The following is a 19,972-nucleotide window of genomic DNA, read 5'->3' on the forward strand; positions in this document are numbered from 1 at the left end:
ATATGCCTGAGACCACCGCAGTGACTTCTGCCGTGCCCGCCGTCCGCCGCCCTCGCCGGCGGCGGATCGGCGAGCGCCTGAGCCGGCGAGCCGCCCTCACCACCTCGGTCAGCACCTTCGTGGTGCTCATTGCGGTGTGGTGGCTGGCGACGAAACTGGGACTCGTCGACCCGATGTTTCTGCCGAGCCCCGAGGCCGTGGTCGGCGCGCTCGTCGAGCAGTCGGGCAATGGCGAGCTGTGGTCGGACATCGCGGTCAGCGTCTACCGCATCTTCGTCGGCTTCGTGCTCGCGACGGTGCTTGCGGTGCCGATCGGCACGCTCATGGGTGTGAATGCCCGCGTCGAGGCGGCGCTCGAGCCGCTCATGGACTTCATCCGCTATATGCCGGTCGTGGCATTCGTGCCGCTCACGATCGTGTGGGCCGGCATCGACGACGGTCAGAAGTTCCTCATCATCTGGATGGGCACGTTCTTCCAGCAGTTGCTGATGGTGGCCGACGCGGTGCGCCGAGTCCCGGTGGGACTGGTGCGTCTCGGCGAGACGCTCGGGCTGGGCCGCATCGCCATGCTCGCCCGCATCGTCGTTCCTTCGGCGATGCCGCGCATCTGGGATGCGCTGCGCATCACCCTCGGCTGGGCCTGGACCTGGCTCGTGGTGGCCGAGCTCGTGGCCGCTTCGAGCGGGATGGGCTACCGGATCACGGTTGCCCAGCGCTACTTCGCGACCGACACGATCATCGCGTACGTGTTGGTCTTGGGCGTGCTCGGGTTGGTGCTCGATCAAACGATGCGCTGGCTGGGCCGCCGCATGTTCGCCTACCAGGAGGGCCGCGCATGACGACGCCTGCTTCCACGCTGACCCCGAAGATCCGCATCAGCGGCCTCACGAAGCGCTTTGGCGACGTAACGGCGCTCGAGGGGGTGGATCTCGAGGTTGCCGAGAACGAGTTTGTCTCGGTCGTCGGCGCATCTGGCTGCGGCAAGTCGACGCTGCTGTCACTCATCGCGGGCCTGGAAGACCCTTCCGAGGGCTCGATCGAGGTCAGCGGAACACCGGTGCTCGGCCCCGGTCGCGACCGCGGAATGGTGTTCCAGCAGGCCACCCTGATGCCGTGGCTTACCGTGCGCGGCAACATCGAGTTCGCCCTGCGCGGCGAGGCGGGCCTGTCGGCTGCAGAGCGCACCGAGCGTGCGCGCGAGTTCATCTCGCTCGTGGGCCTCGACGGGTTCGAGCAGGCGCACCCGGCTCAGCTCTCGGGCGGCATGCAGCAGCGCGTGGCCCTCGCGCGGTCACTCAGCTACGGCCCCGATGTGCTCCTCATGGACGAGCCGTTTGGCGCGCTGGACGCGCTTACGCGGCGCACCATGCAAGAACTCCTGCTCGAGGTCTGGGAACGCCACAAGCTCACCGTCGTGCTCGTGACGCACGACATCGAGGAGGCGGTGCTCACGAGCGACCGCGTGGTCGTCATGAGTCCGCGTCCCGGACGGGTCCGCGAGGAAATCGCCGTCCCGATCGCCCGGCCTCGGCACCGTGCCGACGCCGAGGCGCCCGAGTTTCGCACGCGTGCAGCCCAGATCCTGCGCCTGATTCACGAGGGGTAGGCGCGTTCGGCCGAAGGCCAGGCGTCAGGCTGGGGGCGAGTATGCCGCCTGGGCATCGCTTCGCCGAGCTGCCCGTCTGAGGCGCGCCTCGTTCGCACGGGCGACCGCCTTGCGCGCGACCTCGTTCGCTCGGGCGTGTGCTCGCTGCGCCCGCTCGAACTCGGTGCCGAGCAACGCAAGCCCGCCGATCGCGATCAAGCTCCCCGGCCCAGGCAGCGGAATCAGGGCGAGCCCGACGACGAACGTTGTGCCACCCACGACGCCGATCGTGGTGCGGTAGACGCGGTCGGTCATCGGGTTGCGTCGAATAGCGGCGCGTGTCTCTCGGCCCGCGGAGCCAGCCGCTCGAGCGAAGGCGGAAGCGGCGCGTGCAGCAGTCGAGGGTGTGTCGCTCATGAGGGGAGTGTACGAGCGTGTGCTGAGTAGCAGGTGTGCCTCTGCTGTTTCACGTCTGGAGCCGCAGGCCAAGCGCCCCTGCAAAACGCCCTAGCCGCCGTTTGCGCCCGCGTCGGTCGCGGTCACATCACTGCGGTGGAAGTTCACGAACGAGCGCGAGGCGGTGGGGCCGCGCTGCCCGAGGTAGCGCGACTTGTACTCGCCCGAGCCGTACGGGTGGTCGGCGGGTGAGCTGAGCTGGAAGAAGCACAGCTGCCCGATCTTCATTCCGGGCCACAGGCGAATCGGCAGCGTCGCGACGTTCGAGAGCTCGAGCGTGACGTGACCCGTGAAGCCGGGGTCAATGAAGCCGGCGGTTGAGTGCGTCATGAGGCCGAGTCGGCCGAGGGAGCTCTTTCCCTCGAGGCGGGCCGAGATGTCGTCGGGCAGGGTGACCTGTTCGAACGTCGAACCGAGGACGAACTCGCCCGGGTGCAGGATGAAGCCCTCCGCGGGGTCAACCTCGATGAGGCGCGTGAGTTCGGGCTGGTCCTCTGCCGGATCGATCACGGGGTACTTGTGGTTGTCGAAGAGACGGAAGTAGCGGTCAATACGCACGTCGATGCTCGACGGCTGGACCATGTCGTCGGACGAGGGATCCAGACGGATCCGGCCGGAGGCGAGTTCAGCATTGAGGTCACGATCTGAAAGCAGCACGTGTCGATTCTAGCGGCGAGGGCTCCCAGCCCGCCCCAATGATCGCCTCTGGTAACCTAGAGATCTGACTGGCCCAACGGCCGGTGTGGTCGAGCAGCGCGAAAGCGACATCGGTCCGAGGCTTGAAACCTCCGGCACTCACAGAGATCCCGGAGGTCTTTTTTATGTCTATTTCCCGACGCTCACCCAATCGTTGGTGGGCGCTGGCCGTGCTCTCGCTGACGCAACTCGTCGTCGTGCTCGACGGCACGATCGTCAACATTGCGCTGCCGCAGGCCCAGCTAGAGTTGGATCTCTCGGACAGCCAACGGCAATGGGTCGTCACTGCCTATGCGCTCGCGTTCGGGGCGTTGCTGCTGCTCGGCGGCAGAGTCGCTGACTACTGGGGTCGCAAGCGCGCCTTCATGGTGGGCATGATCGGTTTCGGCCTGGCGTCGGTGTACGGCGGCCTGGCAGGATCCGGCGCCGAACTCATTCTTGCGCGAGGCCTGCAGGGAATCTTTGCTGCGCTGCTCGCGCCGGCTGCGCTCGCGCTGCTGACGGTGGCCTTCCCGCGGGGGAAGGACCGGAACACGGCGTTCGCGGTATTTGGCATTATCGCCGGCGCCGGCGCGGCAGTCGGACTGCTCCTGGGCGGCCTGCTCACCGAATTCGCCGACTGGCGCTGGTGCCTCTTGGTCAACGTGTTCTTCGTCGCTGTCGGCATGATCGGCGGGGCCTTCTTCCTGACGGAGAGCAAGGCCGAAGGAAACAACCGCTATGACGTGTGGGGCGCGATCACGGTGACGCTCGGGCTTGGGTCGCTGGTGTACGGCTTTAGCCTCGCCGAGCATGGCTGGGGCGCGCCCGAAACGATCGGGTTCCTGGCCGCGGGTGTCCTGCTGCTCGCGCTGTTCGTGTGGATCGAGACGAAGGTTGCGGAGCCCCTGCTTCCCCTGCGGATCCTTGCCAACCGCGTGCGCGGCGGTGCGTTGCTCATTCAGGCCGTCACCGGCAGCGTGATGATTGGTGCCACGCTCTATCTGGCCTTCCACCTCCAGATCGTGCTGGGAATGGCGCCCTTCCAGGCCGGGCTCGCGAGCTTGCCCTTGACCCTCGCCATCATGGTCGTCGCGCCGATCGCCACGAAGATGCTCACGGCAGTCGGACCCCGGCTCATGATGATTGGCGGTCCGCTGCTCGCGGCGGTGGGGCTTGGCTACCTCAGCCAAATCACCGCCGACGGAAACTACTTGGTGCAGGTGCTGCCCGCGCTCGTAGTGATGGGGCTCGGCATGGGCTTCATCTTCGTTCCCCTGCAGAACCTCGCCCTGAGCGGCGTCGCCGCGCACGACGCTGGAGCCGCATCGGCGACCGCGAACTCGGCTATGCAGATCGGTGGATCGATCGGCGTCTCCGTGTTCACCGCGGTCTATGTCCAGGTCGCGGGGCCCACGGCGGGGCTTCGCGGGAACGCGTTGCTCGATGCCTTCGCCGAGGGTTACTCGGCGATCTTCGTGACGGCCGCCGTTGCAATGGTGCTCGCGTCGATCATCGCGGCAGTGCTGATTCGCGTGCCCAAATCGGAGCTCCTGCCGCAGAACGAGGCGCCGGTGTTGGCGCACGTCGGGTAGGGGACCCGGGCCCCGAGTCCCCAGCGGGGGCGCACAAGCGATTGCGTTCATTTGTCGGGCGAACTTCGCATTACGCTTGCGTTCATGCACGTCGTCGCCGACAGAGTCAGGGCCAGCGCCCGGTACCTGACTCCTCGCCACCCAGCTCAGGGCATCGCTGCAGGCTTTGGGGTGGGGATCCTGGCGGGGACGGCAGCGTTGATGCTCCCGATCGCGAAGACCGGCCCGGGAGGGGCGAGCTTCCTGGATGCCCTCTTCACCGCCACCTCGGCGGTGTGCGTCACCGGCCTGGCGGTGGTCGACACCGCCCAGTACTGGACCCCGTTCGGGCAGGTCGTGATCCTGGTGCTGATTCAGCTGGGCGGTTTCGGCATCATGTCGTTTGCCGCGCTCCTCGGCGTCTTGCTGGCCCGCCGCTTGGGGCTCAAGTCGCGCATCCAGGCGGCCGTCGAGACGAAGAGCACCGGGTTTGGGGACGTGCGTTCGATCCTGCTCGGCATCTTGCGCATCACCGTTATCGTTGAGCTCGTCGTCGCGACCTTGCTCGCATTGCGCTTCGGCGTGGGATACGGATACTCCCCGGGGAAAGCGATCTGGATGGGGTTCTTCCACTCGATTTCGGCGTTCAACAACGCGGGCTTTGCGCTCTTCACCGACAACCTCATGGCCTTCGTCGGCGACCCCTGGATCTGCCTGCCGATCGCCGCCGCCATCATCACCGGCGGATTGGGCTTCCCGGTGCTGTTCGAGCTGCGTCATCGGTACCGCACGCCGGTGCACTGGAGCATGAACCTGAAGCTCGTGCTGAGCGGAACTGCAGTGCTGCTGGTGCTGGGGACGCTGTTCATCTGCATCCTCGAGTGGACCAACCCCAGGACGTTGGGCGCGCTGGGCATTGCGGATCGGGTGCTGGCCGGGTTCTTTCAGTCCGTCATGACGCGCACCGCCGGCTTCAACTCGCTCGACATCGGTCAGATGGACCCGGCTACCTGGTTGGGGATGGACATCCTGATGTTTATCGGCGGCGGCCCGGCCGGTACCGCCGGCGGCCTCAAGATCACCACCTTTGCGGTTTTGCTGTTCATTCTCCTGACCGAGATTCGCGGGGGTACCGCGGTCAACGTCTTCGGAAAGCGGCTCTCACGATCAGTGCACCGTCAGGCCATCACTATCGTGCTGCTCGCCGTCGCGCTGGTCATTGGCTCGACGATGGCGCTCATGCTGATGACGGACTTCGGCTTCGATCGGTTGCTGTTCGAGACGATCTCGGCGTTCGCCACGGTGGGGCTCTCAACGGGGATCACCGCGAGCCTGCCCCCGGCCGGCCAACTGTTGCTCGTACTGCTCATGTTCGTCGGACGACTCGGCCCCGTCACTCTTGCGTCCGCTCTTGCCCTCCGTTCGAGCAAGCTCCTCTACGAATTCCCCAAGGAAAGGCCACTCATTGGTTAAGCACCCCATCTTTGCCGGCAAGCGGACCGAGCGGATCGCGGACGCGGACGCGGTCGTCGTGATCGGACTCGGCCGCTTTGGTGGTGCGTTGGCCTTGGAGCTCGAGGCCGCGGGGACCGAAGTTCTGGGCATCGATTCGGACGAGGAAGTTGTTCAGTCCTTCAACGGTCTGCTCACTCACGTCGTGCGTGCCGACTCGACGAAGGAAGAAGTGCTGCGCCAGCTGTCGGTGCACGAGTTTGACCGGGCCGTGGTCGGCATCGGCAGCGACCTGGAAGCCAGCATCCTCACGACCTCCCACTTGCTGCGGTTCAAGAAGCCGACGATCTGGGCGAAGGCGGTGAGCCCGGCCCACGGGCAGATCCTTGAACAGCTCGGGGTGGAGCACGTGATTCGCCCGGAGCATGACATGGGTCGCCGAGTTGCTCACCTCGTCCGAGGGGCAATGCTCGATTATGTCGAGTTCGCGGATGGATTTGCCATGGTCAAGACCAGCCCGCCGCGAGAAGCCTTGGGTAAGCCCCTTGGCGAGACTGGCATGCGCGCGCGTCACCATGTCACGGTCGTCGCGGTCAAGCACCCGGGTGCGGACTGGGGGCACACGACGCTCGACACGGTCCTTAGCGAGGACGATGAGATCATCGTCGCGGGCTCAACGTCGGCGACCGAGCGGTTCGCCTCGCTGCTCTAAACGGGCGCGGCGAGTGCGCGGGGAAGCCCTGAGTGGAGGGGCTGACGGGAATCGAACCCGCGCTGTCTGCTTGGGAAGCAGAAGTTCTACCATTGAACTACAGCCCCGTGGCGGAATCTCAACGATCCCGACCGCTCAACACTAGCAGAATCGCGGTGCGGCTTCGCTGCTCGCCAACCTGTCGGCACCCTGGAACGTTGTGGGAAGTCTCTGCGTGTGTAAATATATTCGTATGTACGCAGATAACGAAGAACTTGTCAACGGCTCGATTCCCGTCGCGGTTGAGATCTTTTCGCTGCTCGCCGATGCGACCCGCGTCCGACTGATTCTGGCGCTTGAAGATGGCGAACGCTCGGTTGGGGAGCTGGCAGAGGTCGTCGGCAAGCCTCAGGCCACTGTCTCCCAGCACCTCGCGAAGCTCCGCATGAGCCGCATCGTCGTGACCCGTCAGGAGGGGGTGCGGGTGTACTACCGGCTCGCCGGCGAGCACGCGATCGAGCTCGTGCGCGTTGCGCTCTACCAAGCAGAGCACGCAGTCGGGGCCGAGGTGCGCCACCCGCACCCCGCCCAGCACGCGGCAGCGTTGACCGAGGCCGGCTAGTGGGCGCGGGCCACCACCACGGCGCCGCTGCCGCGACCGGGGGCGCGAGCAATCGCCGCAGGCTCACCCTCGCGTTCTGTCTGACATTCCTCGTCTTCCTCTCCCAGCTCGTGGGATCGATCATCACGGGCAGTCTTGCGCTGCTCGTCGACACCGCGCACATGCTCACCGATGTGATCGGTCTCCTGCTCGCGCTCACGGCCGCGCGCCTCATGGAACGTCCCGCCACCGACACCCACACCTGGGGGTTCCGCCGGGCCGAAGCGCTCAGCGCGAGCCTGCAAGCGCTGATCCTGCTGGCGGTCGGAGTCTACGCGATGATCGAGGGCGTGCGGCGGCTCTTCGAGCCCGCTGAGCTGGCCTCCGGCACGATGCTCATCTTCGGGATCGTCGGCCTCGTTGCGAACGTCATCGCGATGGCGATCCTCGCGGGCGGGCGGGGCGCCAACCTGAATATGCGCGCCGCGTTCCTCGAGGTCGTGAACGACGCCCTCGGCTCGGTTGCGGTCATCGTGAGCGCGCTGCTCATCGCCTGGTTCGGCTGGGAGCGGGCAGACTCGATCGCCGCGATCCTGATCGCCGTGTTGATTGTGCCCCGCACCATCTCACTGCTGCGCAGCTCGCTGAGTGTCCTGCTCGAGCAGACGCCAAAGGGGCTCGACCTCGCCGACGTGCGCACCCACATTCTGGGTCTGCCGCACGTGCTCGCCGTGCACGACCTGCACATCACGCGCATTTCAAGCGACCTGCCCATTCTGACGGCGCACGTCACGGTCGAGGCGGAGTGCTTCACCGATGGTCATGCCCCAGAGATTCTCGCCTCACTGCAGACCTGCGTCGCCGAGCACTTCCCCGTCAGGATCGACCACGCGACGTTCCAGCTCGAGCCCGAGGGGCACGGCGGGCATAACGCGCTGCACGGGGAGCCCGGGCCCCGGGATCCCGCGTAGCCCGGGCCCGAGAAACAACGAACGGGGCGGTCCAACGCTGGACCACCCCGTTCGCACTAATGATTGAGACTAGATCGCCTGGATCTTCTCGGCCTGGGGACCCTTGGGGCCCTGAGCCGGTTCGTACTCAACCTTCTGGTTTTCCTCGAGCGTGCGGAAGCCCGACGACTCGATTGCCGAGTAGTGAGCGAACACGTCGGCGCTGCCGTCGTCAGGGGCGATGAATCCATAACCCTTTTCGGCGTTGAACCACTTCACGGTACCGGTAGCCATAACTTCGTGTGTTTCCTTCTGATAGCGCTTCGGGCCAGAGAATCCGGGCCCGGTCGTCGCCGGATCACACGCACAACACCGGATCGTCCCCGTACGGGGTGACCCGCGCAGACAGCGCAGGATGGCAACTCCATTCGCCACAGTATCCGAATGAATACGCGCGTAGGTCACCAAATTGTCACAATTCGGGCACGCCGCGGTGAACGGTTCCGCGGGCTGAGCTGCGGATCCGACCGGAACAGGGCTATTCGGCGGGGGCTTCCTCGGCCGGGGCCTCCACGACGACGGGGCAAATAGCGGCCTCGGCGATCTGGGCGGCACGCTCCTCGGCGGTCCAGGGAATTTCGAGCTCGCCTGGTTGCCCGGCAGCCACAATGGCCGCGATCTGGAAGGCCAGGGCGCGCGCAATGCTCTGACCCGAGCCCGCGTTGTTCAGCGCGACCACGACGGTGAAGCCCGAGGACGGGTCGTGGAACGCGGCGGTCGAGCTGCCCGGCATTGAGCCGCTGCGACCCCAGAGCGGGCCGACCTGCTCGACGCCAAAGCCCCAGTTGCTGGGCGAATCGGTCACCTCGGCGATCGGGTTGCCCTCGGCGTCGCGCTCGGGGTTCTTCGTGGGGCGGACCTCAGTGGTGACGCCCTGGGTCTTCTCCGACTCGAAATCGCCGCCGAGATAGGAGGCGTAGAAGTTCTTGAGGTCCGTGACCGTGGTGACGGTCGCGCCCGCGCCCGACAACATCGAGGGGGAGACCTTCTCGACCGGGGCAGGTTCCACGTCGCAAACGGGGGCGCCGCCGGCGCTCGGGAAGCTGATGCCCTCGAGGTGGTTCCCGCTGAGCGTGACGTCGTCGGTCCCGGGGAGCGACGAGTGCGCCATACCTGCGGGCTCATAGACGTACTGCTCGAGCAGGTCGGCCAGGTCGACGCCGCTGCGCACGCTCAGCGCGCGGCCCAACATCGCTGCGTCAGTGTCGCTGATGTGGACGTCCAGTCCGGGCCAAGACAGCGGCGAGGTCGCGATTCCCTGCGCGAGGAGCTCGCGGATCGGCCACGGCCGCGTCGGGTTGTTCACGAAGATGTCCGCGAAGGGGCCCTTGAAGTCGGCGAGGCCGGAGGTGCCGTCGCACAGCTGCCGGTAGGTGAGGCCGTCGATGCCGACCTGGCGCGTGAGGTCCTTACTGACCTCGCGGTCGAGCGTGACCTGGCCGTCCTCGACCATTGCGAGCAGCAGTGCGCAGACGACGGGCTGTGAGGCCTGGGCGCCACGAATGGCGGAGTCGGCGTTCGCCTGCGGATCGCCTTCGGTGGCGTATGCCTGAACGAGGTCGCCACTCCACGGCGCCCACACGCCGATGACGGCTTCGGTGGACCGGCTTGCTCCCAGCGCGTTCGCAACGGCGGCGCTGACCTGTTCGCTCGTCTCAGTTGGCATGGTCGACAGTGCGGCGGATCCCGCGTCGGCGTCGGATCCCGTGCAGCCGGTGAGCCCGAGGGCGACCACGGTCAGCAGTCCAATGGAGGCGGCAGAGACGCGCGCGCCGAACTTCGGGATCACAGAACCACCTATTCGCCGAGGGAAGAAGTACCCGGTGAGTCTACCGGGTGCCGCCTGAGAGCCATGGGATTGGGTGCCCCGCGTAGACTGGAGGAGTGAGCGTATTTGATGAACAGGCCGTTGCAGGTGTGCTGCACCACATGAACGACGACCACCTGGCGGACAATGTGCTGATCGCGCGCGCATTTGGCTACCCCGAGGTGACAGCGAGCGTCATGACCGGCTTTGACGGCGACGTCGCTCGCTGGAGTGTGACCGACCCCGCTGGCGAGCACGAACTCGTCGTGCCGTGGCCCGATGCGCCGATCTCGGAGCGGCCGCAGGTGCGCGGCTCGGTCGTGCTCGTCTACCGCGAGGCGTGCGCGCGCCTCGGCCTCACCCCGCGCGAGCACTAGCTCGCCCCACTCGTTTCCACTCTTCCGCCCCCATAGGAGCCCCACTGTGACCAGCACTGCCATTCCCTTCTCCCAGGCCCTCCGCGAGGGCACCTGGTCGGACCACTCCGACAGCGAGGGCGCCGGCTTCATGGAGGGAATCATGCGGGGAACCGCGACCCGCGAGGACTACGTCGCGCTCGTCGTGCAGCACTTCTACATGTACGAGGCGCTCGAGGCGGTTGCTGCCGATCTAGCGCAGGATCCCGCGGTGCACCCCTTCCTGAACGAGGCACTGATTCGGATGCCCGCGCTCGAACGCGACCTCGAGTTCCTGGTCGGCGCCGATTGGCGCGAGCAGATCACCGCGGTGCCCGCGACCGAGGCCTACGCGGCCCGGATCCGCGAAGTCGGGGCTGAGGGCTGGGCTGCCGGCTTCGTCGCCCACCACTACACGCGCTACCTCGGCGACCTCTCGGGCGGCCAGATGATCGCTCGCCGCGTCGCCAAGCAGCACGAGTTCGCGGGCACGGGGGCCGAGTTCTACGATTTCAGCTCGCTGGGCGACCTCGCTGAGTTCAAGACCGGCTACCGTGCCGAGCTCGACGCTCTCGGCGCTGGCCTGAACGACGACGAGCGCGCCCGCGCGATCGACGAGGTCCGTGCTGCGTACCGCTTCAACACCGAGGTCTTCATCGACCTGGCCCGCGCGAAGGCCGCCGCCGCAGCGTAGCCCGCGCGTCGGCCGAAAAGCCGACTACGCTGAACGAGTGAATCCCTCGAACATTTCGAGGGGTGCGGCGAAGATGGCGCTCCTCTCTCTGGCCATCGGCAGTTTCGGCATCGGCATGACCGAATTCGTCGCGATGGGGCTGCTGCCCGACATCGCGCGAGACGTCATGCCCGCTGTGTGGGCGTCGAGCCAGGAGGACGCCCTCGGTAAGGCCGGCTGGCTGATCTCGCTCTATGCGCTCGGCGTCGTCGTCGGAGCGCCCACGATTGCCGGCTTCGCGGCAAAGTATCCGCGACATCGCGTCATGGTCGTGCTGGCGCTCGCGCTCACGGTCTTCAATGCGCTCACGGTCGTGCTGCCGACCTTCGAGCTGATCGGCGTCTCGCGGTTCCTCGCCGGCCTGCCGCACGGCGCCTACTTCGGACTCGGGGCGCTCGTCGCCGCCGAAGTGATGGGGCCGGGAAACCGGGCAAAGGGCGTCGCCTTCATCCTGACCGGCCTGACCCTCGCCAACGTCGTGGGGGTGCCGCTCGGCACGTTCCTTGGGCAGCAGTGGGGCTGGCGGACGGCCTTCCTGGTCGTCACGCTCGTGTTCGCGCTCGCGACTGTCGCCATTGCGCGATTTGTGCCCCACCAGGCAGGATCCCCCGGGCGCACGCTGCGAGCGGAGCTCGGCGTCTTCCGCGTGACGCAGGTGTGGTTCGCCCTCGCGATCGGGGCGGTCGGCTTCGGCGGGTTCTTCGCGATGTACAGCTACATCGCGCCGGTCGTCACCGAGGTTGTCGGCGCTCCGACCTGGGTCGTCCCCATCGTGCTCGTACTGATCGGACTGGGCATGACCGTGGGCAACATCGTCGGTGGGCATCTGGCGGACATCGAGATCAAACGCACCCTGCTGTTCAGCCTGGCGGCTATGGCGGGGGTGTTGGTGCTACTCGCACTGCTTTCGTCTTCGCTGGTGGCGGTGTGCATCCTCGTCTTCGCGGTGGGCTTCGTCTCGTTCGTCATGAGCCCCGCCATTCAGACCCGACTTATGGACGTCGCCGGTGACTACCAGGCAATCGCAGCGGCCCTGAACCACTCCGCGCTGAACGTCGGGAACAGCCTCGGCGCATTCCTGGGCGGCGCTGTGATCGCGGCCGGATGGGGCTTCGCCGCCCCGGCCTGGGCGGGCGCAGTGCTCGCGGCCGGCGGCCTGCTCATCGCCGTGCTCGCCTACGCGGCGGAGGGACGATCGCAGCCTCGGGGCGTCAGTCGGCTCTGACGGAGCGGTTTCCGGGCAAACGAGAGGGGCGAGGCCGGTCTTCACCCGTGCCTCGCCCCATTTCCGTGCCCCGACTAGTTGTCTTCGCTCGGTACCGTGATGGTGCGGGTTCCTTGGCCAATGCCGCCATACGTCCCGGGATCCCGTTTCTTGGCCCGGATCGCCCACACGACGCCCGCAATGCCCAGGATGAGCAGGGGCCCAACGAGGGCCCCGTTCATCCAGCCTTGGATGCCGGTCAACAGCTCGAAGTTGACGAGCATGAGCCACAGCCCAATCGTCAAGCCGATCGCGCCGAGCGCGGGCGCGATGACTACGCGGAAGGCGCCATGCCCACGACGGTCCTTCCAGAAGTACCGCAGCACCGCGACCATGCAGAGCAGCTGCAGGAAAACGATTCCGACGATGCCAACGCCGTTCGTCCAGAGCAGCAGGTGCAGATACGGATCGCCTGAGAGCACGACCGTGATGAGCACTGGGACGATAGCGCCAACGCTCACCGCGAGGCTCGCGCGATGGGGTGATCCGAACCGAGGGTGGGTCGCGCCGAATCTCCGCGGAGCGATGCGGTCACGCCCCAGCGCGAAGAGGTACCGCGAGGTGGCGTTGTGGAAGGCGAGCGTCGCAGCAAAGAGGCTGGTCACCATGAGCACGTTCATCGCGATCGTCGCCCACGGGCCCAGATACGAGTCGGCGAGCATGAAATACATGCCCTGGAACGTGTCTGAGAGCGAAACTTCCGTGAGGCCGTCCACGCCGAGAGCGGCGACCGCGACCCAGGTGACGAAAGCGTAGAAGAGGGCCAGGAATCCCACCGCGATGTAGGTCGCGCGGGGAATCGTGCGCTTCGGGTTCTTTGCCTCCTCCGAGTAAATGGCCGTGCTTTCGAAGCCGAGGAACGCGCCGAGCGCGAGGACAAACATGCCGCCGCTGGTCAGGTCAAAGACACGATTCGGGGCGAAGGGCTCGACCGAAAAGTGCGTCGTGCCTTCGGTAGCGAGCACCGCGATTGCAAGTATCGCCAGGATGGCGACCTCGGCGACCATGAGCACCCCAAGAATGCGGGCTCCGACGGTGATCTGACGATAGCCGAGCACCGCGATGATCGCGATCGCGAAGAGTGCATACACAGACCAGTGCAGTTCGATGCCGAACAGTTCGCGCATTGAGGAGGCCGCGTAGTACCCAAAGAATCCGTAGAAGCCGAAGCAGATGAGGGCGTACGAGACCAACGCGATGATGGCGGCGCCGGCCGCAGGGGGTCGGCCGAGGCCGCTGCCGACGAAGGCGTAGAAGGCTCCCGCGTTGCGCACATGGCTGGCGAAGGCGGTAAGTCCCGCGGCACAGAGAATATAGACGAGGCCCGAGAACAGGTAGGCGCCAGGGGCACCCACTCCGCCGAGCCTGAACGCGAGCGGGGCCGCCCCGGCGACTACGGCGAGCGGGGCCGCTGCCGCGATCACAAAGAAGACGATGTCAAATACGCCGAGCGATCCACCCTTGAGCGCGGTTGGCGCTTCCTTCACGCTCACAGCCCGGGCCACCAGTTCTGTGCGGTCCACAGTGCGAGCTCCTGCTCAACGGCTGCGCCAATGCGGAAAACGGTGGCATCGTCAAAGGTGCGGCCGACGATCTGCACGCCGGTGGGCACCCCATTGGGCGCGCGACCCGAAGGCACCGCGAGCACTGGAACGCGGCCCACGATGTTGAAGGGAAGTGTCATGAGCTCGCTGAACGCGGCCCGTGTGTCGATGCTCGGCTCGTCCGCCGCCATGCCGGTGTTCGCGATGGTCGGGCACACGAGCGCGTCGTAGCCCTCGAGCAGCTCACCGAGTGGCCGATAGAACGCGGCCTCTGCCGTGAGCCCCTCGACGTAGCTCCCGCTGTTAGAAGCCGATGCGACGAAGGCCCGGGTGTAGGGCATCAACTGCTCGAGCAGCTCGGGCTCGCCGTTGCCGATGCTCTCGATGAAGGGCCCCATGACCTGGCCGAAATGCGTCCAAGCGATGTCGAGTACGCTCTGCGGCGTCCAGGGCAGGTCAACTTCATCGACGGTTGCCCCAGCGGCTCGAAGCGCATCGGCGAAGGTTCGGGTGTTCGCGATGACGGCAGGATCCGGCGCGTACCCGCCGAGCGTATAGCTCAACGCGATCCGCATGCCAGCGAGGCTGCCTGTCGCGCCAGAGACCTGCACTGCAGGGCGCAGCGAGGCCGGATCCCCAGACCAGGGCCCAGCGATCACATTCTGGAGCGCGGCGACGTCGGCGACGCTTCGGCCCATGGGGCCATCGGCGCAGTAGGTGTCGCTATTGAACGGTGCGAGGCCGGGCACGCGGCCAAACGGCGGCTTGAAACCCACGACGCCGCAGTAGGAGGCAGGAATGCGAATGGACCCACCGATGTCTGAGCCGGTCGCGAGGATCGTCGAGCCGGCGGCGAGCACTGCTCCTGACCCGCCGGAAGATCCGCCGGGGCTCATTTCCGTGTTGTGCGGGTTGCGCGTCACTCCCCAAAGCTTCGTGTGGGTCACGGGCGCGCAGCAAAACTCGGGAGTGGTGGTGCGCCCGTGCACGACAGCGCCAGCGTTGAAGATTCGGTCAACGATCGGGTGACTGGCCTCGGCGATGTTCCCCTTCTCGAGCAAGGAACCGTCCTCAGCCAGCTTCCCGGCGATCGGCTGTTCCTCCTTGAGCATGAGCGGGACGCCTTCGAGGCGACGCGCCGTGCCAGCGTGATAGCGGGCCTCTGATTCGCGCGCCGCGATGCGTGCGGTATCGAGCATCTCTTCAGTGACAGCTCCGACCTGAGGCTCGGTCTGCGCGGTGCGGGCGATGACCGCGTCGAGAAGTTCGACGGGGGAGAGCTCACGGGCCTGGAATCTGCGGATGGCCTCGGTTGCGGTGATGTAATGCAGGTCCACACTGCTCCAATCGGATCGGCTTCGTTGCGGATCGTACAGCGTACGGTACGGTGTACGATCCGCTACTCTACTCGGTATGGACTCTCGACAACAGCCCGCGCGTGGGGCGGCCGCAAAGCGTGGATCGCTGAGCCGCACGTTGATCGCCGATACGGCCATCGAGATGATCGAAGCAGGCGGAATTGAGCAGCTGACGATGCGCTCGCTCGCCGCTCGGCTCGACAGTGGCACGATGACGCTCTACACACACGTGCGCAACCGGGACGACCTGCTGGCCGCGGTCGTCGAGCAGCTCATTGCTGAGATGGACATCGTCGGGGCGGCGGAGCGGAAGGCCGACACCTGGCAGGGGGTTCTCGTGGCGACGCTTCGCGAGTACCGCCAGATCGCCGAGCGCTACCCGCGTTCGTTCGAGCTGCTCGCGCTCGCGCCCTACGACCAGCTGCCGATTGCGCCGCACCTGGCTGCGGTCGTCGCGCTCGTTGAGCGGGCGGGGCTCACCGCGGACGCCGCTCGATGGGCGCTCAGCACAGCGGACGCCTTCGCGACTGGCTTCCTGGTGGTCCGGGCCCGGACGGAGACCAGGGCATCGACGGGCATCCTCGCCTCCGACTCCGGGGGCGAATACCGTGGGATCGCGGCGCTGCATTCCGCGGAAATGTTTGACTTGGGTGTCGAGGCGGTCGTCCTCGGTATTGCAGCGAAGTTGGCACTGCAGGGAGAGTGAGCGCGCCGCTACTGAGCTGACTTCTTGGGCGCTCGCTTCGCCTTCTTGGGTGCTGCCTTCTTTGCGGCTGACTTTGGTGCTGGGGCGACCTCTGCTGCTGCGCCGGATCCTGCCTCATCGCCGTCTGTGGCCGACTCAACCGCCGCGATCGGCGCCGCGGCCGCGCGGCGCCCGCGCATAAACCGCGCCACGTCGGCGTCGACGATGATGTCGTTCGGGCGCAACGGCCGGGCCAGGTACAGCCCATCCATCGAGGTCACGCGGCTGAAGGCCACATACGTTTGGCCGGCGCTGAACGCCCGCGGCCCGAGGTCGATAATCGCCGACTCGTACGTCTGGCCTTGGGCCTTGTGAATGGTCACGGCCCAGGCGAGGCGCAGCGGGAACTGCTCGAACTCCGCAACGACGTCCTTCGTCAGCGTCTTGGTGACGGCGTCGTAGCGGTACTTGTAGCGTTCCCAGGTCGCGGGCTCGACCTCGAACTCCTCGAGTCCGCCCCCCTGGTCGACCTCGACCCAGACCGTGCCGGCAACTTTGGTCACGGTGCCGAGGGTGCCGTTGACCCATCGCCCGTCCGGGTCGTTGCGCAGGAACATCACCTGCGCGCCGATCTTCAGCTCGAGCACTTCGTCGGCCGGGAAGCTGCTCTGATTGAACTCGCCCGTCACCTCGGCCTCGGCGCGTAGCGACTGACCCGCGAGCGATTTGATGCGCGTCTGGTTGATCCGGTTGACGATTGCGTTGGTGGTGGCGAGCGTGATCACACCGTCCTTCGGTGCGGGCCGCGCGCCAGCGTCGTTGAGTTCGCCGGCCATCTCAGCCGTCACCACGCCGTGCCGGATCCCGTTGAGCAGCTGCTTGAAGCGGTCGTCGTTCTGCCGGTGGATCTCGGTGAGCTCGATGATCGAGAGGTCCGCGCCCTCCCACACCTTCGCGTCGAAGAACCAGGGCGAACGGTACATGTCGGCGAAGTACGCGCGCTCATCGGGGTCGCGCGGTGGCACGGGCGGCAGCTGGTACGGATCGCCAAACAGGATCACCTGCACCCCGCCGAAGGGGTCGTGCCTGCGGGCCCGCGCCTGGCGCAGTGCCCGGTCGATGCCGTCCATCAGGTCAGCGTTCACCATCGACACCTCGTCGATCACGAGCGTGTCGATCGCGCCGAGCAGCTTCTTGAGCTCCGCGGTCTGCTCGATCGCGTGGTCGGCAATGACCCCCGTGGGCAGCCGGAAGAGGGAGTGGATCGTCTGGCCGCCGACCCCAAGCGCCGCGACGCCTGTGGGCGCACACACCACAATCTGCTTGCTTGTGTTCCACGACAGATGATTGAGCAGGGTTGATTTGCCGGTGCCGGCGCGGCCCGTCACGAAGACGTGCTCCCGCGTGTGCTCGATGCGGTCGTAGACGGCCTGCTGCTCGGTGCTGAGTTTCGGCCGTCCGGCGAAGGTGCGCGCCACGGTGCCTCCTCGGCCGGCTCGGATGGTGGGGCGCCAGAGAATTGGCGCCCCACCATGCTATCCGCGCCAGGCGGTGAGGAGAGGTGCCACCCCGTCCTGGGGTTCCCTCAGTGCGCCAGCGGCGGTCGCTCGTCCACGCCCGGCCTAGAGCGCTGGCCCAGGAATCGTCGTAATCGGCGCCGTCCGCGCGGCGGATTCTGTGCTCGGCACCATGGGTGACATCTGAGTGCCGTCCGCGCGGAGGACGTTCTCGTACTGACCGACGCCCGGGCGCCCCTTCCGGACGGGGCCCTGGTCAGCGAGCGGCACCGCGAGCACCGCCGCGGTCGTGAGCTCGTGGTGCTCTCCGCGGACTCTTACGGTGATGGGGCCGCCGGACTCGAGGCTCAGGCGCAGCTCGCGAGGGAGCACGGTGACGCGAATCGTGTGCCCGCGCCAGAGGATCGGGTAGTCGAGGCTGGGCCAGCTCTCGGGCAGTCGTGGATCGAAGCTCAGACTCCCGTCGGTGTCGCGCATGCCGCCGAAGCCGCTGACGAGTGCCGACCAGACCCCTCCGGCAGAGGCGATATGCACGCCGTCCGCCGCGTTGTGGTGCAGGTCGGCGAGGTCGACGGCGACGGCCTCGGAGAAGTACTCGAGGGCGAGATCCTGGTAGCCGACCTCGGCCGCCATGATGGACTGCACGACCGCCGAAAGGGTCGAGTCGCCGGTGGTCAGCGGGTCGTAGTAGGTGAAGTCCGCGAGCTTTTCTTCCGGGGTGAACTCGTCGCCGCGCAGGAACAGCGCGAGCACCACGTCCGCCTGCTTGAGCACCTGGAAGCGGTAGATCACGAGGGGGTGGAAATGCAGCAGCAGGGGTCGTTTTTCGGGCGGGGTGTGCGCCAGGTCCCACACCTCGCGGTCGAGGAAGAGCGAGTCCTGCGGGTGGATCCCAGCCGATTCGGAGAAGGGTATGGCCATCGCCTCTGCCGCGCGCCGCCAGGCCCCCGACTCGTGGGGTTCGATGTGCAGCCGGCGTACCGCGCTGGCGTGCGCGGGCGGGTTCGTCACCTCGAGGTCGTCGAGCGCGTCTGCCGCGAAGCGCAGGTTAAACCGTGCCATCACGTTGGTATAGAGGTTGTCATTGACCACGGTCGTGTACTCGTCCGGGCCGGTAACGCCGTGGATATGGAACGTGTCGACGTCGTTGATGCGGCGCCAAAAGCCCAGGGTCTCCCACAGCCGTGCCGTCTCGACGGCGATATCGATGCCCTCTTGCTGCAGGAAGGACTCGTCGCCGGTGACGTTCACGTACTTCGCGAGGGCCGAGGTGACGTCCGCGTTGATGTGGTACTGCGCCGTGCCGGCAGCGTAGTAGGCCGAGGCCTCCTCGCCGTTGATCGTGCGCCAGGGGAAGAGCGCGCCCGCCTCGTTGAGCATGTGCGCGCGGCGCCGCGCGGCCGGCAGCATGAGGGCGCGCATTCTGAGGGCATTGCGGGCGAGCCGCGGCGACGTCGCGGCGAGGAAGGGGAGTACGTAGATCTCGGTGTCCCAGAAGTAATGCCCGCTGTAACCCGACCCGGTGACGCCCTTGGCCGCGATGCCAGCGCCGTCAGCTCGGGCCGCGGCCTGCGCGATCTGGAACAGGCACCACCGCACCGATTGCTGCAGCTCGGGCTGACCGCCGATCACCACGTCGCTGCGCTTCCAAAAGTCGTCGAGCCAGGCCCGTTGCGCCGTGAAGACGTCGTCGATGCTCTCGCCCAGCACCCGATCGAGGGTGCGGCGGCAGCGATCAACGAGCTCGCGGGCCGGTGCCGTGGGGGAGGTGTGGTAGCTGATCAGCTTGGTGACGCGGATGGGCACCCCGGCCTTCGCGCGCACGCGGAACACGTTCTTGGCAATGTCCGGCTCGACGAGTCGACGCGCCGACACCTCGTTTTCCGTCTCGACGATGTGGTCGGCGGCTACGGCCAGCGTCATGCCTGACGAGCTCGTGCGGTACGCGAGGATCGACCGGTACTCCTCCTGCCAGTGTTCCTGCGGCTGCAGGACGCGGGTAGCGATTTGCTCGCTTTGGCGGGGGTCGAACGAGGCGCGCGCGGCGCGGGGGACGCCGCCGTAGACGTCCTCCCCGTCCTGGCGGTTCACGAGTTGGCTGCTGATGGTGACGGGGGCGTCGGAGTCGAGCATCGTCACGGTCATGCGCTGCAACGCGAAGTGCCGCTCGTCGAAGGAGACGAGGCGCTCCATCTCCACCCGCACTCGCTTCCCCGAGGGCGTCTCCCAGGTCAGGTCTCGGCGCAGCACGCCGCTTTGCAGGTCGAGCTCCCGCGAGTAGTCCGTGAGCTCCGCGAAATCGAGCGCCAACGGCTCGTCGTCGACGTAGACCCGCATCACCTTGGCGTCCGGCGCGTTCACGATGGTCTGCCCCACCTCGGCGAAGCCGTAGGCCTGCTCGGGATGCTGAATGGGCCAGGTTTCGTGAAAGCCGTTGATGAAGGTGCCGTGCTCGTGCGCCTGCCGGCCCTCGGGGTGGTTGCCGCGCATGCCGAGATACCCATTGCCGAGGGCGAAGAGTGTTTCGGCAACGCCGGCGTCTTCAGACGACAGGCGCCGCTCGACGAGGCGCCACGGGTCTACGGGGAAGCGGTCGCGATCGAGCATGCGGATCCTTCTTCTGTT

General features: G+C 66.8%; 19 protein-coding genes and 1 tRNA gene. 11 read left to right on the forward strand and 9 right to left on the reverse strand.

Annotated elements, in window-relative coordinates; genetic code table 11:
• The first annotated feature begins 2 nt into the window (after nt 1-2).
• Nucleotides 3-839, forward strand: a complete 837-nt coding sequence (locus KOE53_RS06430) for an ABC transporter permease (protein WP_188057827.1) — start codon at nt 3-5, stop codon at nt 837-839.
• Complete coding sequence (locus KOE53_RS06435; protein WP_188045142.1) at nt 836-1,606, forward strand: ABC transporter ATP-binding protein; 771 nt, start codon at nt 836-838, stop codon at nt 1,604-1,606. The genes KOE53_RS06430 and KOE53_RS06435 overlap by 4 nt, the downstream gene beginning before the upstream one ends.
• Nucleotides 1,607-1,630: 24 nt before the next feature.
• Here KOE53_RS06435 and KOE53_RS06440 read toward each other — a convergent pair whose 3' ends face one another.
• Nucleotides 1,631-2,002 (reverse strand): PGPGW domain-containing protein, encoded by a 372-nt coding sequence (locus KOE53_RS06440; RefSeq protein ID WP_188045143.1) that lies wholly within the window; start codon nt 2,000-2,002, stop codon nt 1,631-1,633.
• 90 nt (nt 2,003-2,092) lie between these two features.
• Nucleotides 2,093-2,698 carry a dCTP deaminase gene (dcd, locus tag KOE53_RS06445; RefSeq protein ID WP_188057828.1) on the reverse strand — a complete coding sequence of 202 codons (606 nt, stop codon included), beginning with the start codon at nt 2,696-2,698 and terminating at the stop codon, nt 2,093-2,095.
• A 164-nt stretch (nt 2,699-2,862) separates the two neighbouring features.
• Here dcd and KOE53_RS06450 point away from each other — a divergent pair, with 164 nt between their 5' ends.
• The 3 genes from KOE53_RS06450 (at nt 2,863) to KOE53_RS06460 (ending at nt 6,454) form a co-directional block, all read left to right on the forward strand.
• Nucleotides 2,863-4,311 carry an MFS transporter gene (locus KOE53_RS06450; RefSeq protein ID WP_188057829.1) on the forward strand — a complete coding sequence of 483 codons (1,449 nt, stop codon included), beginning with the start codon at nt 2,863-2,865 and terminating at the stop codon, nt 4,309-4,311.
• A gap of 84 nt (nt 4,312-4,395) precedes the next feature.
• Nucleotides 4,396-5,763, forward strand: a complete 1,368-nt coding sequence (locus tag KOE53_RS06455; RefSeq protein ID WP_188057830.1) for a TrkH family potassium uptake protein — start codon at nt 4,396-4,398, stop codon at nt 5,761-5,763.
• Complete coding sequence (locus tag KOE53_RS06460; RefSeq protein ID WP_215401679.1) at nt 5,756-6,454, forward strand: potassium channel family protein; 699 nt, start codon at nt 5,756-5,758, stop codon at nt 6,452-6,454. Before KOE53_RS06455 ends, KOE53_RS06460 begins: the two co-directional genes overlap by 8 nt.
• Nucleotides 6,455-6,487: 33 nt before the next feature.
• Here KOE53_RS06460 and KOE53_RS06465 read toward each other — a convergent pair.
• Nucleotides 6,488-6,561 (reverse strand) — tRNA-Gly (locus KOE53_RS06465).
• A 125-nt stretch (nt 6,562-6,686) separates the two neighbouring features.
• Between KOE53_RS06465 and KOE53_RS06470 the strand changes: the two genes are divergently transcribed.
• Both KOE53_RS06470 and KOE53_RS06475 read left to right on the forward strand, forming a co-directional pair.
• The gene (locus KOE53_RS06470) at nt 6,687-7,055 is read left to right on the forward strand and encodes an ArsR/SmtB family transcription factor (protein ID WP_188045148.1); all 369 of its coding nucleotides are present in this window, start codon (nt 6,687-6,689) and stop codon (nt 7,053-7,055) included.
• Complete coding sequence (locus KOE53_RS06475) at nt 7,055-8,005, forward strand: cation diffusion facilitator family transporter (protein WP_188057831.1); 951 nt, start codon at nt 7,055-7,057, stop codon at nt 8,003-8,005. Before KOE53_RS06470 ends, KOE53_RS06475 begins: the two co-directional genes overlap by 1 nt.
• 69 nt (nt 8,006-8,074) lie before the next feature.
• On the opposite strand, the gene KOE53_RS06480 is transcribed toward KOE53_RS06475, so the two are convergent.
• The gene (locus tag KOE53_RS06480) at nt 8,075-8,278 is read right to left on the reverse strand and encodes a cold-shock protein (protein ID WP_188045150.1); all 204 of its coding nucleotides are present in this window, start codon (nt 8,276-8,278) and stop codon (nt 8,075-8,077) included.
• 244 nt (nt 8,279-8,522) lie between these two features.
• A complete protein-coding gene (locus KOE53_RS06485) occupies nt 8,523-9,833 on the reverse strand; it encodes a serine hydrolase domain-containing protein (RefSeq protein WP_353055599.1) in 1,311 nt (436 codons plus the stop codon).
• 95 nt (nt 9,834-9,928) lie between these two features.
• On the opposite strand from KOE53_RS06485, the gene KOE53_RS06490 reads away from it, so the two are divergent.
• The 3 genes from KOE53_RS06490 (at nt 9,929) to KOE53_RS06500 (ending at nt 12,204) form a co-directional block, all read left to right on the forward strand.
• Nucleotides 9,929-10,228 carry a DUF2470 domain-containing protein gene (locus KOE53_RS06490; protein ID WP_241095465.1) on the forward strand — a complete coding sequence of 100 codons (300 nt, stop codon included), beginning with the start codon at nt 9,929-9,931 and terminating at the stop codon, nt 10,226-10,228.
• Nucleotides 10,229-10,274: 46 nt separating this feature from the next.
• The gene (locus tag KOE53_RS06495) at nt 10,275-10,940 is read left to right on the forward strand and encodes a biliverdin-producing heme oxygenase (RefSeq protein ID WP_353055600.1); all 666 of its coding nucleotides are present in this window, start codon (nt 10,275-10,277) and stop codon (nt 10,938-10,940) included.
• Between the two features lie 73 nt (nt 10,941-11,013).
• Nucleotides 11,014-12,204, forward strand: coding sequence for an MFS transporter (locus KOE53_RS06500; protein ID WP_188057834.1), 1,191 nt, complete (start codon nt 11,014-11,016; stop codon nt 12,202-12,204).
• Nucleotides 12,205-12,278: 74 nt separating this feature from the next.
• Here KOE53_RS06500 and KOE53_RS06505 read toward each other — a convergent pair whose 3' ends face one another.
• Together KOE53_RS06505 and KOE53_RS06510 are read right to left on the reverse strand one after the other, a co-directional pair.
• A complete protein-coding gene (locus KOE53_RS06505) occupies nt 12,279-13,766 on the reverse strand; it encodes an APC family permease (protein WP_188057835.1) in 1,488 nt (495 codons plus the stop codon).
• The gene (locus KOE53_RS06510) at nt 13,733-15,124 is read right to left on the reverse strand and encodes an amidase (protein WP_188057836.1); all 1,392 of its coding nucleotides are present in this window, start codon (nt 15,122-15,124) and stop codon (nt 13,733-13,735) included. Before KOE53_RS06510 ends, KOE53_RS06505 begins: the two co-directional genes overlap by 34 nt.
• A gap of 76 nt (nt 15,125-15,200) precedes the next feature.
• Between KOE53_RS06510 and KOE53_RS06515 the strand changes: the two genes are divergently transcribed.
• On the forward strand, nt 15,201-15,851 hold the full coding sequence (locus KOE53_RS06515; protein WP_188057837.1) for a TetR/AcrR family transcriptional regulator: 651 nt from the start codon (nt 15,201-15,203) through the stop codon (nt 15,849-15,851).
• Between the two features lie 8 nt (nt 15,852-15,859).
• Here the strand turns inward: KOE53_RS06515 and KOE53_RS06520 are convergent, their stop codons facing one another.
• Complete coding sequence (locus KOE53_RS06520) at nt 15,860-17,308, reverse strand: ATP-dependent DNA helicase (protein WP_188057838.1); 1,449 nt, start codon at nt 17,306-17,308, stop codon at nt 15,860-15,862.
• Between the two features lie 144 nt (nt 17,309-17,452).
• Entirely contained in the window at nt 17,453-19,954 is a 2,502-nt protein-coding gene (locus tag KOE53_RS06525; protein ID WP_188045155.1) for a glycoside hydrolase family 65 protein, read from the reverse strand.
• Nucleotides 19,955-19,972 lie beyond the last annotated feature (18 nt).

Source organism: Leucobacter sp. CX87, assembly GCF_018682295.1.
In the GTDB taxonomy this organism is placed as follows: domain Bacteria; phylum Actinomycetota; class Actinomycetes; order Actinomycetales; family Microbacteriaceae; genus Cx-87.

Bases quoted from the DNA above. Each gene is read 5' to 3' on its own strand.
- KOE53_RS06470 (WP_188045148.1), top strand. From the start codon at position 6,687: ATGTACGCAGATAACGAAGAACTTGTCAACGGCTCGATTCCCGTCGCG.
- KOE53_RS06515 (WP_188057837.1), top strand. From the start codon at position 15,201: ATGGACTCTCGACAACAGCCCGCGCGTGGGGCGGCCGCAAAGCGTGGA.
- KOE53_RS06435 (WP_188045142.1), top strand. From the start codon at position 836: ATGACGACGCCTGCTTCCACGCTGACCCCGAAGATCCGCATCAGCGGC.
- KOE53_RS06430 (WP_188057827.1), top strand. From the start codon at position 3: ATGCCTGAGACCACCGCAGTGACTTCTGCCGTGCCCGCCGTCCGCCGC.
- KOE53_RS06450 (WP_188057829.1), top strand. From the start codon at position 2,863: ATGTCTATTTCCCGACGCTCACCCAATCGTTGGTGGGCGCTGGCCGTG.
- KOE53_RS06525 (WP_188045155.1), bottom strand. From the start codon at position 19,954: ATGCTCGATCGCGACCGCTTCCCCGTAGACCCGTGGCGCCTCGTCGAG.
- KOE53_RS06440 (WP_188045143.1), bottom strand. From the start codon at position 2,002: ATGAGCGACACACCCTCGACTGCTGCACGCGCCGCTTCCGCCTTCGCT.
- KOE53_RS06480 (WP_188045150.1), bottom strand. From the start codon at position 8,278: ATGGCTACCGGTACCGTGAAGTGGTTCAACGCCGAAAAGGGTTATGGA.
- KOE53_RS06500 (WP_188057834.1), top strand. From the start codon at position 11,014: ATGGCGCTCCTCTCTCTGGCCATCGGCAGTTTCGGCATCGGCATGACC.
- KOE53_RS06455 (WP_188057830.1), top strand. From the start codon at position 4,396: ATGCACGTCGTCGCCGACAGAGTCAGGGCCAGCGCCCGGTACCTGACT.